We start from the raw sequence: 20,093 nt of genomic DNA on the forward strand, positions 1-20,093 counted from the left end.
ATAAGGAAAGCGTTTAACACTAAAAAACAAAATTTTTATTTATTATGTTTTTTTAGTTTTTGCTGTAAACTGTGGTAGTTACCGTCGGTAATCATAACGGTAAGGGTTGTAATGCCATCCTTACTTTCTCTCCTTGTTTTAACCAGGCTATGGTCATATATAAAGCCCAGTAAGTTTAAATCTTCTGCTTTTAACTTAATTTTGCGCTGCGGCCATTTGGCGTTGAGCGCGGCTTCTACCGCGTTTAAAAGTTCTTTAACGCCCTTGTTTTCCAACGCTGAGATAAACACCGCGCCGTGGTTTCTGGCTTTGAGCGCCTTTAATGTGTACTGGCTTACGGCGTCTATTTTATTAAAAACTTCTACCATAGGTATTTTCTGCGCTTCTAAATCACGTACGATTTTATGCACGGTGGCGTTTTGCGCATCTATATCTTTAGAGCTTGCGTCTTTAACGTGCAATATCACGTCCGCGTCTGCCAATTCCTCAAGCGTCGCCCTAAAGGCGGACACCAGGTTATGGGGTAGCTTTTGTATAAATCCCACGGTATCAGTAAATAAAACGCTGCCGCCGCCGGGCATACTGACACGCCGGGTGGTAGGGTCCAGCGTGGCAAAAAGTTTGTCGTCGGCATATACAGCTGTTTCTTTGGTAAGAGTGTTTAAAAGGGTAGATTTACCGGCGTTGGTGTAGCCCACTATCGCAACCTGGGGCAGCGGTAAAATGGCGCGCCTCATACGGCGCACTTTGCGCTCCTGTTTTACCTGTTCTATTTCACGCTCAAGCTTGGCAATGCGTATTCTCAGGCGGCGTCTGTCATATTCCAATTTACGTTCGCCGGGGCCTCTGGTGCCAATGCCGCCGCGGCGCCCGCCGCTTTGCTGCATCAGTCCCGCCCCCTTACCGCTTAGGCGGGGCAGTAAAAATTGTAACTGCGCTAATTCTACCTGCAGTTCCCCCTCTTTAGTTCTGGCGCGTTTGGCGAAAATGTCTAAAATAAGCCAGGTGCGGTCTATAATTTTAGCGGGGATAATTGACTCTAGGTTTTTTTGCTGGGCGGGCGTAATTTCCTCGTTAAATATAACGGCTGAAATATCGTTTTCCCGCACGGCCTCGGCTATTTCATACGCTTTGCCTTTGCCTATGAATGTGGCGGGGTTATAGGCGGCAAGCGGGGCGTAAAAAATTTCCTCCACCTCCGCGCCCGCCGTGTGGGCAAGACGTTCAAGCTCATACACGCTCTCGTTAGAGTAAGGTTCGCCTTTAAGATAAGCGGCTACCAGGTAGACTTTTTCCACTGTTCATATCCTTTGGCTACCTGCTCTGCCGTTACGGTTTTGCCGTTAAAAATATTCATATCTTTATAACGGGCAAACCAGGTGCGCTGGCGTTTGGCGTACTGGCGGGTTAGTATAATAATTTTTTCTATAGCAGCTTCTTTGGTTAATATGCCGTCTATATAATCTATTATTTGCGGGTAGCCCAAGCTTTTTAGGGCGAGTGTTTCACGGTTAAAACCTTGCGCAAGCATGGTCTCGGTTTCAGCAAGCATGCCGCTAAACATGGCGTTGGTGCGGGTAACTATACGCTTGTTTAAATCTTCTTTATCCCAGTTTATATATACGGTGTAGTTATTGCCGAGCGTGGCGTTAAACTTGCCTGTACGCAGCTCGCTTGCGGGGGTACCGGTAAGACGGTGTATTTCAAGCGCGCGCATAACACGGTGCAGGTTGCCGGCGGGAATGGCGGCGGCGCTGGCCGGGTCAACCTTGGCAAGCATTTCATGCAAAGCCTCTTTGCCTTTGTTGTCCGCTATGGCCTTATACTCTGCCCTAAGTTCGGCATCTCCCTCGGGCAGTTTATCCATACCGCTAAAATGCGCCTGCATGTACATGCCTGTGCCGCCCGCGAATATGGGGGTATGCTTGGCTGTTTTTATAGCGGCTTCAAGGTTGGCGGCGTCGGCGGAAAAAGAAGCACTGTTGTAGGATTCTTCAGGTTCAAGGAAGTCTACTAAATGGTAATTAACGCCGTCCACATTATAAACGCCGTCAATGTAGCGGCCCTCAGGCTTGGCGGTGCCTATGGTAAGGCCTTTGTAAACCTGGCGCGAATCTGCGGAAATTATCTCCCCGCCAATAATTTTAGCAAGGTTAAGCGCAAGTTCTGTTTTGCCGCTGGCTGTCGGCGCCGCTATAATAATAGTCATATAATTATTATATTAAATAAACGATTTGTTAAAGCTTTGGCTTGAGGCCCTCACGCCCCTACGGGGCTGAGGGAGCGGCACTTTTTTAATTAACAACGGGCGGAGACAAGCTCCGCCCCTACAGGCATATCAAAAAATATAATAAGTGCTGTTGTGCCAGTAAATTTCACAGGATTTTGAGTGGTTTTTGAATTTTTCTACTTTCGGCACACTTGGTGCGGGTACACGGTGGGTGTGGTGAAAGTATAAAAACTCAAAAACCGCCAAAAGCCGAAGAAATTTGATTCCGCTTATTGAAAACTAAGCGAACGCAGAGAGCGACCCATTGGAAGATGCGAAGCACAAAAAAGCCCCGGCCGTTTTTGGCCGGGGCTTTTTTATTAAATATTATTTTTTGCCGAAGAAGGTTACGTCTTTTTGTATCTTGTTGCATAGCTCATGCGCTTTGCATGTAGGTACGCACACTTCAGGCAGTTTAAGCAAGATTCTGGTATCGCAGTCGGCAAAGTCCTCTGCCATGGCGCTTATTTTATTTGAAATAGCCTGGCTGATTTCAAAAAATTCTATGCCTAGGGTAAAAATACCGTCTTTCTGTTTAACCCATGAGGTTTTGGCCTTTACGTCAAACTTGCCTACTGCGGGCAGGTCTAAAGTAATAGCGATATTGCTTGAGAACGGAGCCTCTAAAAAGCTTATAAGACGCATGCCTGAAGAAAAAGGTCCGCCAAAATAGCAAGCACGTTTTGCTCTTTGCCCTCTTCCGTTTTGTAGCACAAATTAATAGGTTCCACTATGTTATGTAAAATGGGCACCCTTGCGTGACGTCTTTTTTCTATACGTTTATCTTCCATAATAATCTACTCCGCCAACAAAATTTTTCCGTCGGTACTCTTTACTCTAATATTAACAGTACTGCCAATTTTAGCGGGACTTTTGAGCTTAACCCAAAGGTTACCGGAAGTGCGGCCTTTATAGGGCGTCTCCAGTAATACTGCCTGAGTGGTTTCTGCGGCGTCTTCATACGCTTTGCCCGCATAGTACTTTACTCTATTTAACAAAATATCCAGCCTTTTTTCCACTTCTTTATCAGCCGTTACATTCTTAATATCATAAGCTACCGTGCCTTTACGGGGCGAAAACTTGAAACAGTAAGCAAAACTGAACTGCGCTTCTTCCACCATACTCAGCGTTTCGTCAAAGTCTTCCTGCGTTTCCGTAGGGTAACCCACAATAATATCCGTTGATACCAACACCCCGGCGGCTTTAAGAGCGTTTACTTTAGCCATAAGTGTTTTTCTGTCGTAACCGCGCTTCATTTCTTTAAGTATTTTATCGGACCCGCTTTGCAAAGGCAGGTGCACGTGTTTTGCTATTTTATTATTGTCACGTATTGTTTCTATAAGTTTGGGGGTAATGTGCGCGGGGTGCGGGCTCATAAAACGCACACGCTCTACGCCCGGTACCTGGCTGACCATTGTCAGCAAGTCTGCAAAATCTGTAGTTTCATATTTATAGGCGTTTACCGTTTGGCCAAGCAAAACAATTTCTTTTACGCCTTTATCCGCCAACTGGCGGGCATTAGCTAAAATGGTTTGCGGGTCTATACAGCGTTCACGCCCCCTTACAGACGGCACTATGCAATATGAGCAGGCAAAGTTACAGCCGCGCATTATGGTAACAAAGTCTACTACAGCGTTTCTGCTAAGCAGTTCTTGCGCCTCAAACTCACGGGCCTGCGCTTCAAAAAGGCCGGTATCGTCAAGGGTAGCCGCAAAAGCTTCTATGCCCTTGGCGCCAGCTACAATGTCTAAAAACGGATAGTCTTTTTTAAGTTTATCGCCAAGGCGCTCCGCCGCGCAGCCGGCAAAAATAATTACACGCCCTTCACGCTTTTCCTTCCACTTAGCCAAACGGCCAAGGAATGATACGGCCCTGTGCTCGGCATGTTCGCGTATGGTGCAGGTGTTTACAAGAACAATGTCGGCGTCGTCCATATCCAAAGTCTCGCTGACGCCGCGCGCGGCAAGGTGCCCCAGCATTTCCGCAGAGTCAGCCACGTTCATTTGACAGCCAAAAGTTTGAATATATACGCTTTTCATAGTTAATTAAATAATTTATAATATGCCACATTTATTTCCTCGCCCTCTTAGGGGAGAGGAAGTTTTATCGCGGTTGTTTGCTGCGAAGCAGCTGCGATAAAGCAGGTGAGGGTATTTCTGTTTTTATATAAAGGAGCTTGGCTTGAACTTTACAACTATATATTTGTGTACAACACCCTCACCCTACCCTCTCCCCTAAAAGGGAGAGGAAAAAACAACTTTAGACAACCTGTTAAATAAATTATACAGGGGCGGGTATTCCCCGCCCCTGTGAATGGTTAGATTTTTTAGTTTAGAACAAAGCAGATATCTTTTTAAGTGAATCCGCCACAGGCGCAGCAAGGTGCAGTTTAATTACACGTCTGCCTTTGGAATCAAGCGCTTTAAAATCGCCCAAAGCCTGCGCATTGGCTAAATCGCCAAAAGAATAGTTCTGGCCCGGTATTTTAATGTCATTAGCCGCGTCGGCCGAGAAGATTATAAACACGCCGTTATTGCCGTCGCCTTTATGCAGCTGGCCTGTGGAGTGTAAATATCTGGGCCCGTAACCAAACAGTACGGCGCGTTTGGTTTTGGATAATATTTTGTAGCGCAGGTCCGCAAGTATTTCTTCTACTTCAGCTGTGGCGTTAACGTAAGGCAACAGGGCAATGTAGTCATTGCTTTCAAGTACTGAGTATAAATCTTGCGCCAGCTCTTTAAGTTCAAATTTGCCTTCTAATACCTTTGATACAATCATGTCTTTTTTGGTATCCGGGTCTTCTTTGCCGGCGGAAAGGTCCTCTAAAATACCTTTGGCTATTGTTTTAGCTTCCTGCACGTTAGGCTGGTCAAACGGGTCAACCGCCATTACCGCGCCGGCGGCCGCTGTGGCAACTTCCCACATAAGAAACTGTGCGCCTATATCATAAAGGTCTTTCATTTCAACAGTCATGATAGGGTGCTGCGTTTCTTCCAAAGCTTCGGCAATGTCATCAACTCTGTCGCCGTCTTTGGAGTCAAAAGCTATGTGTACAAAAATTCTGTCGTCTTTATAGTCAAAGTTAATACCCGTCTGCTCGCCGGCTACAGGCACTACGCCTTTGCCCTCTTTACCGGTGGATTCTGCCACAAGCTGCTCTATCCAAAGGCCAAGAGTATCAACGTCTTTAGGCATAAGAAGGGTAAGTTTATCCTCTCTGCGTACGGCTGCGCCGCCCATGAAAGCGCCCAGTCTGAGCGCGGCGTTTTCTTTAATGTTTGCGCCGGGGGCAAATGTCTCGGCCGCTGCTTTGGCGGATTCTAAAACTTTTTTAATATCCACGCCCATAATAGCGGCGGGCACCATGCCAAAGAAAGATAACGCGCTAAACCTGCCGCCGATGTCGGCGCGGTTAACAAATATTTTGCGGAATTTTTTGTCTTTAGCCAGTTTTTCAAGGCCTGTGCCGGGGTCAGTAATAGCTATAAAATTTTTGCCCGGTTCTTTAGAAACTTTTTTAACTTCGTCATAAAAGTAAGCAAATTGTGAAGCGGGTTCCACCGTGCCGCCTGATTTGCTGGCGAAGATGAAAAGTGTTGTTTCAATATTAATTTGCTCTCTTACGGTACCCACCCAGTCGGGGTTGGTAGAGTCTAAAACTAAAAGTTCGGGGCAGTTTTTCTGTTTGCCAAAAAGCACCCTAAACACTTCAGGCGCCAGGCTGGACCCGCCCATACCAAGCACTACGCAATGGGTGAATGTTTGTTTGGCTACGTCCGCAAATTCGTTTATCTCTTCCAGGCGTTCAAGCGTCCAGTCATAAACTGTTAACCAGCCCAGCGAGTTATCAATAATTTTTGTATGTTCTTCTTCCGTCTTCCATACTGTTGCGTCTTTTTTATAAAGCCTGTTTAAAAAGTCCATCCTTTCCAGTTTTAACAAGCCTTCTCTTATCAAGCTTTCCGCCGCGTTGTTTGTCTTAAAGTTCATCTTAGTTATCCTCACTTAGAATCTTCTTACCACTATTTAAAATTTTTGCTTTCTATTTCTTCTATTTTGTTTACGCGCCTTACCTGGCGTTCTTTAGCCTCGTACTTGGCGGTTAAAAAAGCTTCTGTCAGCGCTTCCGCCAGGCTGGGGCCTATTATTCTGGCGCCAAGGCAAAGTATGTTCATATCCTCATGCTGTACGCCTTGGGCCGCGCTGTAGGTATCGTGGCATACGCTGGCTTTAATGCCTTTGTATTTATTGGCCACTATATTTACCCCCACGCCGCTGCCGCACAGTAGTATACCGCGCCATGCTTTACCTTCAAGCACGGCCTCGGCCACTTTTGCGGAAAAATCAGGAAAATCCACACTGTCACAGTTAAATGTGCCAAAGTCCAGAACTTCATGACCTAAAGATTTAATTTTTGCAGCTACTGTTTCTTTTAAAGGAAAGCCTGCGTGGTCCGTACCTATCGCGATAATCATAATACTATTTTACACCTTTTACATAATCATATAAAGCCCTGTCTACCAAATCACACATGCTGTGCGCCATAAAAATGTGGCATTCCTGCACGCGGGGCGTATTGTTGGACTTGACGGTAAGGTCCAGGTCTACAATGCCTTTTATAGTACCGCCGTCTTTACCTAAGAAAGCCGCTGTATAGCAGCCCTTTTTCCTGGCTGCTTCTAAAGCTTTGTAAACGTTTTTACTGTTGCCAGAGGTGGAAATACCTATAACAATATCCCCCTTTACGGCAAAGCCTTCAACCTGGCGGGAAAACACTTCGTCAAAAGAATAGTCGTTACCGATAGCGGTAATAGAAGACGTATTGGTGTTTAAGGCTAAGGCCGGGAAGGAGCCCCTTTCCAATTTATACCTGCCCACAAACTCAGCCGCTATGTGCTGCGCGTCGCCTGCGCTGCCACCGTTACCCATTAAAATTACTTTGCCGCCGTTTTTATAGCAGTTAATAATAACATTGGCCAGTTCTTCCACTTTGGCCGAAAGGTTTTCTTTAACCCAGGTTAAGGTTTCTATCAGTTCATCCGCTTCTTTAGGTAAAAACATATTAAATCTCCTCTATTATTATGAAACTGCTTTTTTTAGTCCAGCCTTTTAAGTTTGCGTCCCTGTACTCCCGCACTAAATACCAGTCGTCCTTTTTATCTTCTATTGTTAAATAGTAGCCCTCGGGCAAAGTGGCCGTTGTTTCAAATTTTTCACCGGGGCCGCTTCTTAGCGTCATTTTACTTACCTTTACTACAGCGTCTATATCACTGCCAGCGTAAGATATAGCGCCCAGCCAAAGGGCCGTTAAAACAAGTATTACCCCTGTTGCCATCATTACTTTTTTACCCTTGCCTTTCCATATATACAAGGCCGCGCTTATGCCAAAGCACCATACAAAAATCATGCACAGCCCCCGCACTTCCGCCTTGGAAAGTATATAAAAAGCCCTGTGCAGCACTTCAGGCACGCCGTGGGGTACAAGCACCGCGCCGCTGCGGGTAAGAGCCATTTCAAGGTTTTCCCTTACGAGCGAACTTCTGGGGTTTAAATCAAACGCTTTTGAGTAGTAAGCTATAGCGTAACCCAGGTCACCCATTTTGTAATAGCAGTTACCTATATTATAGTAAAGATAAGCGTTATTAGGGGCCGCCGCAAGCTCAGTTTGATAAGCGGTTAAAGCGCCCGCAAAGTTGCCCTGGCTATACAAACTATCCCCCTGCGCCGCTTGGCAATAACTAAAAATGGGAAAAAGAATAATTAAAAACGCTAAATATTTTTTCATTTGATTTCCCTCTCTAAAGCTTTTAAAACTTTAAACGTTTCGTGTTTAAGTTTGGCAAATTCCAATAAATTAGCCGCGCCGGGGGCAAATTTTAAAGCGTCCAAATTTTGCCAAAGCGTACTGAGCGCCTGCACCGTACCCGCGCTGACACGGTGCTTCGTTGTTAGCAGCGCCGTAATATCACCCACTTTCAGGCTGCCTGTGGGGATAGCCGTTTTTAAACTGATAAATGTTCTGAGCGCGGCGCTAAGGTCCCCCGCGTTGCCGCCTTTTTTTACCAAGGCGCAGGCCTTGCTTATGGGACGTTCAAAAAAACCTGTCGCCGCTAAGGTTTTAACTATAACAGCTAATGCCAGCAAAAGTATGGGAATAAAGTTTATAACACCCAAAGAAGCTATAAATTTAAGCGGGTTAAACATAGCGCGGGCGGCGTTTTGTTTAATATAGTTAATATCCTTGCCGATAGCGCGGGCTGAAGGGGCGGCCCCATCGCCATAATAAGTAACCGCCGCACCCTCGCTGTTATCGGATGGGGTAACCGTAAGTTCCACAGCGTTTGTGTTAACCGTATGGTAAGAACCGCTTTGCGGGCTGAAATAGGTAAATGGGATTTCCGGTATTATATATTTACCCGCGGCTACTGGCACAAAAACTGTTTTAAATGTTTTGTAGCCCTGCACAACATCATTAATAGGCGTAGAGTTTGTAACGCCCGCCACACTGTATTTTTTAAGACCGCTTACATCAGGCACCTGCGGGGCCAAAATTGTTTTAAGGTTGCCAACGCCCTTTATGGTAAGTGTCATTGTGGCGGCCTCACCGGCGGGGGCTTCGTTTTTGTCCAGCTCGGCGGTGACGGAAAACTTTTCCCCCACCGCGCCGTAAAAGTGCTCCCCGGCGCCTGAAGGCAGCGGTTTAATGGTAAGGTCAATGGTATCAGTTTTTACTATGCCGCCCCTTTTTAACAGGCTGTCCACCATAGAGTTGCCCGTAACACCCACTAAAAATTCATAGTAGGCCGGCAAAACTTTGGCCTTAGAAAGCCCGGTGCCAAACAGCGCTGTTTTAGTTACGCCGTAAGAATAAGGTTTGCCGCCAAGCGTTTTTTTGCCTTTTTCCACGTCTATATCTTCTTTAACAAGCCCCTCAAAAGACGAGCCTTGAAAGCTGTCTTGGTATATAGGAACGCTGGTGTATATATAGGAATAAAGTGTAATTTGTTCGCCAACGTACGCTTCTTTTTTGTCGGTTTCGTTAACAACAAAAACTGGGTCGTACTTTTTAACGGGGTTTATTGTGTCGGCCGGGGTAGGTTTGGGCTGCGGTTTGTCTACAGTCGGGCGTTTGGCAGGCGCGGCGGCAGCCGGCTGCACCGGCGCGGCCTTACCCTTAGACTCGCCTTTTCTGTATACATCTATAATAATGGGCCTGGTGGCATATTCTTTACCAAGGTAATCTATTGTTATGGGCCCTATTTCCGCCTTGCCCGCAAAGCGCGGCACCAATGTGAACATATAAGCGTTAACAATTTCAGACGCGCTTGAGGATATTCCGCCCGTACCTATTACCTCTACCACGCGCGCACCGCTGCCCATGCCGCTGCTGTAATAACTAAAGCTTGGCATAGAGGGCAAGTCAGGCATAATATCGCCACTGACGCCGCTGACTTCTACGGTAAGCAATATTTCGTCTTCCACTTCCGCCACTGTTTTGTCCACACGGGCCGTTATGGCCTGCCCGTATACGGCAGCGCTAAAAGTAAGAATTAATAGTGTTAAAATAATATTTCTAAATTTCATAGTTACCAGTCTTTCTCAACATCGCCAGCCTCGCCGTACTGCTCGCGGCTGCGGGAACGGTCTTTACGTTCCTGCTCTCTTGCCATTTGTATAAGGCGCTCAGCGTCACGCTGCGCCTGGTCAGGCTGGGAGTTAGAATCGTTATTTTCCCCCTGCTGGTCATTCTTTTCCTTATCTTCGTCCTGCTTTTTATTTTCAGATTCTTCGTTTTCTTTATTCTGCTGTAATAATATTTGCAGGTTATGCACGGCCTCTTTGTCCCTGGGGTTTAATAAAATAGCTTTTTTGTAAGCGGCTTTTGCCTTGGCGTTATCACCCGCGCGAAAGTAGGCGTTGCCCATATTAAAGTAAGAGTCTTGCTTGAACTCTTCGCTCGCCCCAGCAACTGTTTTATATAAAGCGGCCGCCTGCGGGTAATCTTTAAGTTTATATAAAGACGCCGCCGTGTTAAACTGCGCTTTGTCTGAGGAGGGGTCCTCTTGCCGGGCCAGCTTATAAATATCCAGCGCTTTGCCGTATTGGGCGCGGTTATATGCTTTGCCGCCCTTTATAAGCAGGCTGTTCAGGCTTGCCGCGCTAAGGGGCAAACTGAAAATTAAAATTGAAAAAGTTAATATAATTCTCATAATAAGCTTACCTTTTTTGTAGGAATTATTAAACTTAACAGCGCTAAAATTATGCCAACCGCAAGCGGTATTTGATACCTGTTTTTATAACCCTGGTTTACGCGCGAGTCTCTGGTTTCTTTGTCTAAATCTTCCAAACTTTTACCTATTTGCTGGGCCACGCTTTGAAAGTTGGTGTACTTGATATAAGCCCCGCCTGTAGAAGACGCCAGCGTTTGTAAACCCTTTTCATCAAGCTTGCTTACAACGGTGTTGCCGTCTTTATCTTTTTTATAACCCGTTACCTGGCCGTCTACAATATCTTCAGGTATAAGTTCGCCCTCGGGCGTACCTATGCCTACGGCTATAATTTTAACGTTAGAAAGTTTTGCCAGGCGCACGGCGTCTCTAAGTTCGTCAGGGGTATGGTCCTCACCGTCGGTAAGTATAACAAGCGCCTTTTTGCCGGGGTATTTGCCAAGCAGCCCTACGCTGGTTTCTACCGCAGCAAAGAGCGACGTGCCTTTAGCACGCAGCATGTCGGGGCGCAGGTTGTTAACAAAATACTGCAAGGCGTCGTCATCGTTAGTAATAGGCGTTTGCACATATGCCTTTGAAGTAAACGCTACTATACCCACGCGTGAACCCGCCATAGTTTCCAACAAAATTTTTAACATAGTTTTGGCGTTTTCAATACGGTTGGGCTTAAGGTCACGCGCTTTCATAGATGAGGACACGTCCACCGCTATTACCGTATAGGACATCTCTGTTTGAATATTTACTTCCTCCAGCCCCCACTGCGGGCCCGCTAAAGATATAAACATTAAAAATAATCCCAGTAAAAACAAAACATCTCTAAGCCTGGAGGTAAAAGCAGAATAATTAACATTTATTTTTGCCATAACTTCCGCGCTGAAAAGTTTTTTTAACGCCAAGTTCTTTCTAATTATGCCAAGGTACCAGAACACCCCTATGGCAACCGCGCACAGGAGCATGAGACTAAGCATAACAGGAAACTTAAACAGCGACATTATGGTACCCTCATAAAAATAGTTTTATAGCAAATAAAACTTACTGTTAGCAGCATTACGGCAACAGCTAAAAACGGGTGGTAACGGTCATTATAATTAACCATGGTTAAATTTTTAAATTCTGTTTTTTCAAGAGAATCTATTTCTGAATATACGGCGTCAAGCTGGTCATTATCGTTAGCCATAAAAAACCTGCCGCCGGTGAGCGCGGCTACTTCGCGCAGACCCGAAGTGTCAAAATACGCCCCCTCTTTATAACCTACGGTTGCTATGGTGTAAATTTTTATGCCCATGGCGGCCGCGCTGCGCGCGGCGTCAAGCGGGGTAATAGCGCCGTCGTTAGACTCGCCGTCTGTCAGTAAAATTATTATTTTACTTTTGGCTTCGCTGCGCTGTAAGTGCGCTATAGATACGGCCAGCGCGTCGCCCACCGCGGTACTGTTGGCCCGCAGCATACCCGTGTGCACAAGGCCTATAAAATCTGTAAGAGAGTCATAGTCCAACGTTAGCGGAGACTGCAGCATAGCCTCCGTGGCAAACAGCACTATGCCTATTCTGTCGGCACTACGCTTTTCTATAAAACTTTTGGCGGCCGCCTTGGCGGCTTCCATGCGTGTGGGCGAAAAATCTCTGGCGTTCATACTGTTAGATATGTCCAGCGTTAAAATGATATCAACACCCTCGGTAGGCGGCAGTATTGTTTTGCGTACGTCCCTTGGGCGGGCCAGCGCGACTACGGCTATTGAAAGCCCCAATATTATAAGAGTAAAACAAAAATACTTTGCCAGCACCGTTGAAAAAGTGCGCTTTGGCGCGTACGCCATGTTATAGTAAATAGACGGCGTTAAAAACTTTTGCATAGACGGGTACGCCACCCATAAAAGCAACAGCGGCACTAACAGGAAAAGGTGTTTGGGATTTGCGAATTGAACGTCTTTAAAAAATATAAAAACAACAACGTTTAACGCTATGACAGACAGCGTAAGCACCAGCATAGCCCAGCAGGCTTTTATCAAATTTCTTTTAACACGCCCGCCCGCAAGCGACACCGTACATAAAAATGTAATTGTAAATATAAACAAACATATAAAAAGTATTTTTAACAGCAGCGTCATAGTTTGCCCCCTTCCGGTTCCTGTTGTTTGGGGACGGTTATATCTATAACTTCACTAAGCAGTCTTATATCCTGGTCACGGTCTATAGACAGCGGTATAAACTTGGCAAACTTTACCATGTCGGCGGCGTTTAAAAACTCTTTAACTTCATTTAAAACTATTCTAGCGTCAGAGTGTCTTATATTGCGAAGCAGCTCGGCGCTGGTTTGCACGTTGGCGTCTATATCAAAACGCTTGCTTAGGTACCAGCGCAGAATATCTGTAAGCGTTATGTAAAAATCTTTGTATTTTTCTTTTTCCCACAAGTCTGTACTTAACAAGTTGTTAATACGCTCTTTTGCTATAACCTCTATAGGGCGGTTGTCAGGCTTAATAATTGCCTCAGGTTCTTTATATACCCCGGGTTTCCTCTTTTTGTAAAAATAATATATAACCAAGGATATAAAAACTACCACAAATACCGCAAACCACATCCACCAATCCACAGGCCTGTATGGGCCGCGTATATCTACCAAATCGCCCCTTATGCCTGTGGCGGTTTTTTGTATATCTATAGTAATTTCCCCGCTTTTAGCAACTTCCCGCGTTCCGTTATACCAGGTTACAGCCGGGAATTTGGTAGGGCCCAAAGCAAACGGTATTACACTTAGCCTAAACTCGGCCGCGTTACCAACCTGTGTTGCCAGGTAAGCGGTTACTTCAAAATTATCTTTGCTAAGTTCTTCTTTATCAACCTTCAACTCCTGCGCGTGCACACCGTCAGACAGCGGAACATTAAACACTATATCAAAAGAGTTTGCCAGGGTTGCCTTTGGCACGGGGCCTTTGAGAGTAGCCTGCGCGGCAGGGTGCGCTTCCTGCGCTTGCAGTGCGGCGCAGGATAAAATAAAAATTAAAAGAGTAATTACAAACTTTTTCATCTTCGTATTTTACGCTCTCTCTTTTTAAAAAATTTTACAACCTCTGTAGCCGCGTCGCCGGTGGTAGATGCGTTAATATAATCCAACCCCAGCTTGTTAAAAAATGTTTCCAGCACAGATGTATCGTTATACCTTGGCGCGCCCGAGAGGTTAAACACGGCAAGCGCGCCGGTTTCCGGGTCAGTAGCGTTTATAAAAATGGGTACGTTTGGCGTTTTGGTTTCCAGCGGGTCACGCACTAAAACGGGTATTAAGTCAAACTTTTTCTGCGCCAGCTTAAAAGGGCGCTCAAAGCCGGAATCCATAAAATCTGACAACAGCACCATAATGCCCTGGCGTTTTATAACTTTGTTAAGCGTATTAAGCGCCAGGCTGATATCGGTCTTTTTACTTTTGGGCTCAAACGCCAGCAGCTCACGCACAATGCGCAAAATATGTTTGCGGCCCTTTTTAGGTAATATAAAAAGTTCTATTTGGTCAGAAAACAACATAAGCCCAACCTTATCGTTATTTGTGAGGGCGGAAAAAGCGAACAACGCGGCCAGCTCAGCGATAACATCCCGTTTAAGTTTACCCGTACTGCCAAAATGGCCTGACGCCGACACATCACACGCCAGCATAAGCGTAAGCTCGCGCTCTTCAAGAAATTTCTTTATATAAGTTTTGCCCGTACGGGCGGACACGTTCCAATCTATAGAACGTACGTCGTCGCCGGGCACGTATTCGCGCACCTCGGCAAATTCCATGCCAACACCTTTAAATACGCTAAGGTACTCCCCGGCAAAAGTTTCCGCCACAAGGCGGCCGGTTTTAATTTCAACTTGGCGTACTTTTTTTAGAATTTCAAAGGTGTCCATATAAACCCCTCAAGGTTATTACGGGACTTCCACGGCGTCAAATATCTGTTTGATAATATCGTCCGGTGTTATATTTTCGGCCTCGGCCTCGTAAGACAGCAGCACGCGGTGGCGCAGCACATCGGGCCCTATGGCTTTAATGTCCTCTGGTATAACATAGCCGCGGCCATTTAAGAAGGCATAGGCCTTGGCCGCTTTGGCCAAATATATGCTGGCCCTGGGGCTGGCGCCGTAGCTTATAAGCTGGGTGAGTTTAGATAAATTGTAGTCCTTAGGGTTACGCGTGGCGAACACAAGGTCAACAATATAATTTTTAATTTTTTCGTCTATATAAATATTGTCCGACGTGGCGCGGGCTTTTAACAAAGACTCTACTGTTGAAATATGATCCGTTCTGGGTATGGTGGCGCCGCTCATGCGTTCAAGAATCTGCTTTTCTTCTTCTTTAGTAGGGTAGCCCACTTTTATTTTTAGCATAAACCTGTCCACCTGCGCTTCCGGCAGCGGGTAGGTACCCTCCTGCTCAACAGGGTTTTGCGTGGCAAGCACCATAAAAGGGGTGGGTAAGCGGTAGGTTTTATCGCCTATAGTAACCTGGCGTTCTTGCATAGATTCTAAAAGGGCGCTTTGCACTTTGGCTGGAGAGCGGTTGATTTCATCTGCCAATACAAGGTGGGCAAATACGGGGCCCTTTTTAGGCGCAAAGGTGCCCTCTTTAGGGTTAAAAACCAATGTGCCTGTTATATCGGCGGGCAAAAGATCGGGCGTAAATTGTATGCGGGAAAACACCGCGTTTAAGCAAGCCGCAAGCGTTTTTACCGTAAGCGTTTTAGCCAGGCCGGGCACGCCTTCTATTAAAATATGCCCGTCGGCAATAAGCGCGATAAGCATTTTATCTACAAGGTCCTGCTGGCCTACTATAACTTTGGCCATTTCACTTTTTAAATTTTGTACAAACAAATTATCTTGCTGTACAGCCTGGCTGATAGAATTGATATCCATTCGTCCTCCCCGTACCTACGTGCGCGTGTGCGTACGTGGCCCTTTTTTATATTATAGCCAATTTTATGGGCGATGTTGCGGCTTTAATTATTACTTTTTAAACATAAATATTTCCCTCGCCCTCTTAGGGGAGAGGGTGTGAGCGTAGCGAGCGGGTGAGGGTGATAAACACAAATATGTGCTGTTGTAAAATCATGTGCCTTTAACAAACATAAACAGTACCCTCACCTGCTTTTTTGCTGCTGCTACGCAGCAGACAGCGCAAAAAAACTTCCTCTACATACTTGATATATGCATACTACGCTATCCCCTAAGAGGGAGAGGAAATTATTTTTTTATAGCGAATATGAAGCGGTTTATGCCGTACATGTCTTTGCGGGACGCCACACTCTGCCACACGTTCATGTCAAATATTTTTTTAATGTCTTCTTCCTGGCCCTTGCAATGTTCTATGGCAAGCAGACCGCCGGGGGTAAGATAGTCTGGCGAGTATAAAATAATTTGCGTGATTATATCCAGCCCCGTTTCCCCGCCGTCAAGCGCACTTGCGGGCTCGCGCTGAACTTCGGGCGAAAGACCCGGCAAATCGGCGCTGGGAATATAGGGCGGGTTAGTGATAATGGCGTCAAAAGCGCCGTCAACATTTTCAAATAAATCGCCGTAAATTAGCTGCACGGGCAGGTCAAACTTTTCAATATTTTTTTTAGCTGTTAACAGCGCGGGCATAGAATTATCCACGCCTACAACCTCTGTATTTCTATACTTCATGGCAAGCGTGCAGACTATGGCGCCAGAACCTGTGCACATGTCTAACAAACGCCGGGGTTTGGCGGGCAACATGTCCATGGAAAATTGTACCAGCTCTTCCGTTTCCGGCCTGGGGATAAGCACGTCCTCATCCACTATAAAGCTGTGCCCGCAAAAATCTGCGCTGCCTATGATGTAGGCCATTGGCACGCCTGTAAGTTTTTTGTTTACCACGTCTGTATATTTAGCCAATTCTTCTTCGGTTAGATTATAATCCGCGTTGGCGGCCAGCCAGGTACGCCTTACGCCAATAATATGCGCAAGCAAAAACTCCGCGTTGGCGGCGGGGTCTTCAATGGCGGCATTTGTAAATTTATTTTCTGTATCTTTAAGCAGTTCTGAGATTGTATTTTGCATACTTATATTCTATATATTTTGACAGCCAAAAATACTAAAATATAGATATACACCTAAAGGGGAATGATTATGAACGAATCTTATAAAAACATGAGAAACTTTTGGACGCATGAAACTATTTACGATAAAAAGGCCAAATTCCCAACCATTGGCGACAACAATATATCCGTTGCCGGCATAGAATTTTGCATGACGGACGGGCAAAATAAAATTAAAAATATTTTCTTAGCCGCCTCCACCCTCGGTGACGCCAGCATGTATTATGAAAACAATTCTAAAAGCGGCATTGGCGGCACAATAGGCGGCAAAAACCACCCTGAAATGAAAGCGGCGGCAGAAGATTTTTTAAATAAAACGGCCGAGCTTAATAACCTTATGGAAATAGCCTCACAATTACCGGAGGCGAAGCTTTACCACACCACATTCTTCGCGGTGTCTGAAAAACATTTATTTGTTAAGCAAATTGCTAATGAGGAAGCGTTGAAAACAGACAACCCGTTCCACCAGATATTTTTATCAACACAAGCGTTAATAGGCGCGTTCCGCTCTATACAGCAGTAGTATATCAAACAATCCACATTAAAAACCCGTAGGGGCGGAGCTAGACTCCGCCCTATATTGCATATTAGACCCATAATTTGCACAAAAGGGGCGGAGACTAGCTCCGCCCCTACAATAGGTTTATTTGGGTTGTTTATATGGCCAAGTTTTTAATTTTTTCTTCTACTCTTAACTTTCTAAGGTCACCCAAAATCTCATCTATATTACCTTCCATAATTTCTGTTATGTTGTGATAAGATTTTTCTGTCCTGTGGTCCGTCACGCGGCTTTGCGGGAAGTTATAGGTGCGTATTTTTTCGCTCCTGTCGCCGGTGCCTACCTGGGATTTACGTGTATCGTAAATTTCTTTATTCCTTTTTTCTTCTTCCATCTGGTAGAGTTTGGCGCGAAGCATCTTCATAGCTTTTTCTCTGTTTGCGCCCTGCGAACGTTCTTCACGGCAGCTTACCACAACGCCCGTGGGTTTGTGGATAAGGCGCACCGCCGTTTCCACTTTATTAACGTTCTGCCCGCCCGCGCCGCCGGCGCGGCAGGTTTCCATCTCAATATCGGCGGGGTTAATTTGAATGTCTACTTCTTCCGCTTCAGGCATAATAGCAATGGTTATTGTAGATGTGTGCACACGGCCTGAAGTTTCGGTGTCTGGCACACGCTGTACGCGGTGCGTGCCGGACTCGTCGCGCAGCCATGAATAAGCGCCGTCGCCTTTTATAAACATGCTGGCGTATTTGCAGCCTTTAAGGCCTGTGGGCGTATATTCCAAAAGTTCGGTTTTCCAGCCTCTGGTTTCGGCAAAGCGCTGGTAAACACGCAGCATCTCGGCAGAAAAAAGCGAGGACTCGTCCCCACCTGCGCCGGGGCGTACTTCAAGGTAGATATTTTTATAGTCATTCGGGTCGGGCGGTATAACAAGCACGCGCAGTTCAGCCTCAAGCTCAGGCACTTTAGCCTGTAAAATTTCCAACTCTTCGGCGGCCATTTGCGTCATTTCTTTATCTAAGTTTTCTTTGATAATATCCTGCGAATCTTTTATACCTTTTACAGCGGCCTCAAGTTCAAGCCCTTTCTCAACTATCGGGCGAAGGAAGGCGTGGCGTTTAGATTTTTTTTGTAAATCCTCACTCGCCAAATTGCCTGTGGCCATCTCGGCTTCTAAAGTTTTAAATTCTTCTAAATATTTACTAATGTCCATTATGTTCTCTCTTTGATGTTTTGATACGTCCATTTAGCGGCACGGCATTTTATAGTAAGCTGCTACGCAGCGTGATAAATCCCTCCCCCGCTCCTCGGGTACTCCCTTTATGAAAGGGAGAAAGTATAGAGGCCCCGTAGATTAGGAAGCGACATTACAACGGTATATTACCCTTTTTAGGATTGTTCTCTCTAGGGTCGCGTTTGTTCTTTAAAATTCTTAAAGCGCGGATAATCTTTTCCCTCGCTTCAGACGGCTCTATAACTTCATCTATAGAACCTGTGGAAGCGGTTTGGTACGGGCTGGCAAATTTATCTCTGTACTCTTGCACCAGCTTGCCTTTAACTTCGTCCAACTTATCAGCGGGAGTATTTTTTAATTCTTTGGAGTACAATATTTCCACCGCGCCCCTGGGGCCCATAACGGCAATTTCGGCGCTGGGGAAAGCAAAGTTAAAATCGCCCCTTAAATATTTTGAGCTCATAGCAATGTAGGCGCCGCCGTAAGCTTTGCGCAGCACCAAGGTAATTTTAGGCACCGTGGCCTCGGCGTAAGCGTAAAGCAGTTTGGCGCCGTGCCTGATAATACCGCCGTGCTCCTGCTCAACACCCGGCAGATAACCGCCGATGTCTACCAAGGTAAGTATAGGTATATTAAAAGCGTTTAAGAAGCGCACAAAACGGGCCGCTTTATCACTGGCGTTAAGGTCCAGCGCGCCGCCAAGGTACGCGGGGTTATTGGCCACCACGCCCACAACCTCGCCCCCCATGCGCATAAAGCCCACGGTTACGTTCTTGGCAAAGTTTTGGTGTACTTCAAAAAATTCGTAATTATCGGCAAGACGCCAGATAACATGCTGCACTCTAAATGACCTGCCGGCGTCCAACTCGCACACTGTTTCTAACATTTTTGTTTTTCTTGTGGCGGGGTCTTCGGTTGTGGTAAGGGCCGGTTTTTCGGCGCAGTTCTGCGGCAAAAATTCTAACAATTCACGTACTTGTCTAAAGCAGTCTTGCTCACTCTTTGCTACAAAGTGGCAAACGCCGCTTTTCTCGCTGTGCGCAACGCTGCCGCCGAGTGTATCAAAGTCTACTTCCTCGCCGGTAGCGCTTTTTACAACGCTGGGGCCGGTAACGAACATATGGCTGATGCCCTCAACCATAAAAATAAAATCTGTAAGCGCCGGTGAGTACACCGCGCCGCCAGCGCAAGGGCCAAGTATAACGGAAATTTGCGGTATAACGCCCGACGCCTTAACGTTGCGGTAAAATATTTCACCGTAACCGTCCAAGCTTTCCACGCCCTCTTGTATGCGCGCGCCGCCGGAGTCCAACAGTCCGATAACAGGCACTTTAGTTTCAAGCGCCATGTCCATAAGCGAAGCTATTTTTTTAGCGTGCGCTAACCCGAGCGAACCGCCAAGCTGCGTAAAATCCTGCGCGAACACGGCAACCTCACGCCCCGCTATGCGGGCAAAACCTGTGATAACGCCGTCGCCTTTAATGTGTTTGTCTTTAATGCCAAAATCAGTACAGTTGCTTTCAACAAGGGTTTTAACTTCGTAAAAGCTGCCTTCGTCCACAAGGTAATTTATCCTTTCTCTGGCGGTAAACTTACCTTTGGCTTTTTGCGCTTTTATTTTATCTTCGGGGCCGCCTTTAAGGGCGTCTTCGTAAATTTTTCTAAATTTTTCTAAACTTTTGCTGGGTTTACGTTCACGCTTTTTCTCTTGGTCAACGTCGTTTTCCGGCCTGCCTAACATGTCCATATATTGCCTCCGTAAAGGGGGTAAA

General features: G+C 46.1%; 20 protein-coding genes. 1 reads left to right on the plus strand and 19 read right to left on the minus strand.

Annotated features, from left to right (window positions below; all coding sequences use genetic code 11):
- Positions 1-35: 35 nt before the first annotated feature.
- The 17 genes from hflX to prmC form a co-directional block, all read right to left on the minus strand.
- The gene (gene hflX / locus AAIR98_RS08095; RefSeq protein ID WP_423971686.1) at positions 36-1,298 is read right to left on the minus strand and encodes a GTPase HflX; all 1,263 of its coding nucleotides are present in this window, start codon (positions 1,296-1,298) and stop codon (positions 36-38) included.
- Positions 1,277-2,209 (minus strand): tRNA (adenosine(37)-N6)-dimethylallyltransferase MiaA, encoded by a 933-nt coding sequence (gene miaA, locus AAIR98_RS08100; protein WP_423971687.1) that lies wholly within the window; start codon positions 2,207-2,209, stop codon positions 1,277-1,279. Before miaA ends, hflX begins: the two co-directional genes overlap by 22 nt.
- 387 nt (positions 2,210-2,596) lie before the next feature.
- Entirely contained in the window at positions 2,597-2,914 is a 318-nt protein-coding gene (locus tag AAIR98_RS08105; RefSeq protein WP_423971688.1) for a hypothetical protein, read from the minus strand.
- Positions 2,902-3,060: a hypothetical protein gene (locus AAIR98_RS08110; RefSeq protein ID WP_423971689.1), complete on the minus strand. Its 159-nt coding sequence runs from the start codon at positions 3,058-3,060 to the stop codon at positions 2,902-2,904. The genes AAIR98_RS08105 and AAIR98_RS08110 overlap by 13 nt, the downstream gene beginning before the upstream one ends.
- Before the next feature lie 6 nt (positions 3,061-3,066).
- Positions 3,067-4,308 carry a tRNA (N6-isopentenyl adenosine(37)-C2)-methylthiotransferase MiaB gene (miaB, locus tag AAIR98_RS08115; RefSeq protein ID WP_423971690.1) on the minus strand — a complete coding sequence of 414 codons (1,242 nt, stop codon included), beginning with the start codon at positions 4,306-4,308 and terminating at the stop codon, positions 3,067-3,069.
- Positions 4,309-4,600: 292 nt separating this feature from the next.
- On the minus strand, positions 4,601-6,259 hold the full coding sequence (locus AAIR98_RS08120; RefSeq protein WP_423971691.1) for a glucose-6-phosphate isomerase: 1,659 nt from the start codon (positions 6,257-6,259) through the stop codon (positions 4,601-4,603).
- Positions 6,260-6,291: 32 nt separating this feature from the next.
- Positions 6,292-6,744, minus strand: a complete 453-nt coding sequence (rpiB, locus tag AAIR98_RS08125) for a ribose 5-phosphate isomerase B (RefSeq protein ID WP_423971692.1) — start codon at positions 6,742-6,744, stop codon at positions 6,292-6,294.
- A 4-nt stretch (positions 6,745-6,748) separates the two neighbouring features.
- A complete protein-coding gene (locus AAIR98_RS08130) occupies positions 6,749-7,330 on the minus strand; it encodes a D-sedoheptulose-7-phosphate isomerase (protein ID WP_423971693.1) in 582 nt (193 codons plus the stop codon).
- A 1-nt stretch (position 7,331) separates the two neighbouring features.
- Positions 7,332-8,054 carry a tetratricopeptide repeat protein gene (locus tag AAIR98_RS08135; protein WP_423971694.1) on the minus strand — a complete coding sequence of 241 codons (723 nt, stop codon included), beginning with the start codon at positions 8,052-8,054 and terminating at the stop codon, positions 7,332-7,334.
- Entirely contained in the window at positions 8,051-9,853 is a 1,803-nt protein-coding gene (locus tag AAIR98_RS08140) for a BatD family protein (RefSeq protein WP_423971695.1), read from the minus strand. The genes AAIR98_RS08135 and AAIR98_RS08140 overlap by 4 nt, the downstream gene beginning before the upstream one ends.
- Positions 9,854-9,855: 2 nt before the next feature.
- Complete coding sequence (locus tag AAIR98_RS08145) at positions 9,856-10,479, minus strand: tetratricopeptide repeat protein (RefSeq protein WP_423971696.1); 624 nt, start codon at positions 10,477-10,479, stop codon at positions 9,856-9,858.
- Positions 10,476-11,489, minus strand: a complete 1,014-nt coding sequence (locus tag AAIR98_RS08150) for a vWA domain-containing protein (protein ID WP_423971697.1) — start codon at positions 11,487-11,489, stop codon at positions 10,476-10,478. The genes AAIR98_RS08145 and AAIR98_RS08150 overlap by 4 nt, the downstream gene beginning before the upstream one ends.
- The gene (locus tag AAIR98_RS08155) at positions 11,489-12,604 is read right to left on the minus strand and encodes a VWA domain-containing protein (protein ID WP_423971698.1); all 1,116 of its coding nucleotides are present in this window, start codon (positions 12,602-12,604) and stop codon (positions 11,489-11,491) included. The genes AAIR98_RS08150 and AAIR98_RS08155 overlap by 1 nt, the downstream gene beginning before the upstream one ends.
- On the minus strand, positions 12,601-13,524 hold the full coding sequence (locus AAIR98_RS08160) for a hypothetical protein (protein ID WP_423971699.1): 924 nt from the start codon (positions 13,522-13,524) through the stop codon (positions 12,601-12,603). Before AAIR98_RS08160 ends, AAIR98_RS08155 begins: the two co-directional genes overlap by 4 nt.
- A complete protein-coding gene (locus tag AAIR98_RS08165) occupies positions 13,521-14,381 on the minus strand; it encodes a DUF58 domain-containing protein (protein ID WP_423971700.1) in 861 nt (286 codons plus the stop codon). The genes AAIR98_RS08160 and AAIR98_RS08165 overlap by 4 nt, the downstream gene beginning before the upstream one ends.
- Before the next feature lie 18 nt (positions 14,382-14,399).
- Positions 14,400-15,383, minus strand: a complete 984-nt coding sequence (locus AAIR98_RS08170) for an AAA family ATPase (RefSeq protein ID WP_423971701.1) — start codon at positions 15,381-15,383, stop codon at positions 14,400-14,402.
- Between the two features lie 327 nt (positions 15,384-15,710).
- Positions 15,711-16,547, minus strand: coding sequence for a peptide chain release factor N(5)-glutamine methyltransferase (gene prmC / locus AAIR98_RS08175; RefSeq protein WP_423971702.1), 837 nt, complete (start codon positions 16,545-16,547; stop codon positions 15,711-15,713).
- 69 nt (positions 16,548-16,616) lie between these two features.
- Between prmC and AAIR98_RS08180 the strand changes: the two genes are divergently transcribed.
- Complete coding sequence (locus AAIR98_RS08180) at positions 16,617-17,108, plus strand: hypothetical protein (protein WP_423971703.1); 492 nt, start codon at positions 16,617-16,619, stop codon at positions 17,106-17,108.
- Positions 17,109-17,241: 133 nt separating this feature from the next.
- Here the strand turns inward: AAIR98_RS08180 and prfA are convergent, their stop codons facing one another.
- Together prfA and AAIR98_RS08190 are read right to left on the minus strand one after the other, a co-directional pair.
- Entirely contained in the window at positions 17,242-18,300 is a 1,059-nt protein-coding gene (gene prfA, locus AAIR98_RS08185; protein WP_423971704.1) for a peptide chain release factor 1, read from the minus strand.
- A 154-nt stretch (positions 18,301-18,454) separates the two neighbouring features.
- Entirely contained in the window at positions 18,455-20,068 is a 1,614-nt protein-coding gene (locus AAIR98_RS08190) for an acyl-CoA carboxylase subunit beta (protein ID WP_423971705.1), read from the minus strand.
- Positions 20,069-20,093: the final 25 nt, after the last annotated feature.

The organism is Elusimicrobium simillimum, from assembly GCF_049639735.1.
In the GTDB taxonomy this organism is placed as follows: Bacteria; Elusimicrobiota; Elusimicrobia; order Elusimicrobiales; family Elusimicrobiaceae; genus Elusimicrobium; species Elusimicrobium simillimum.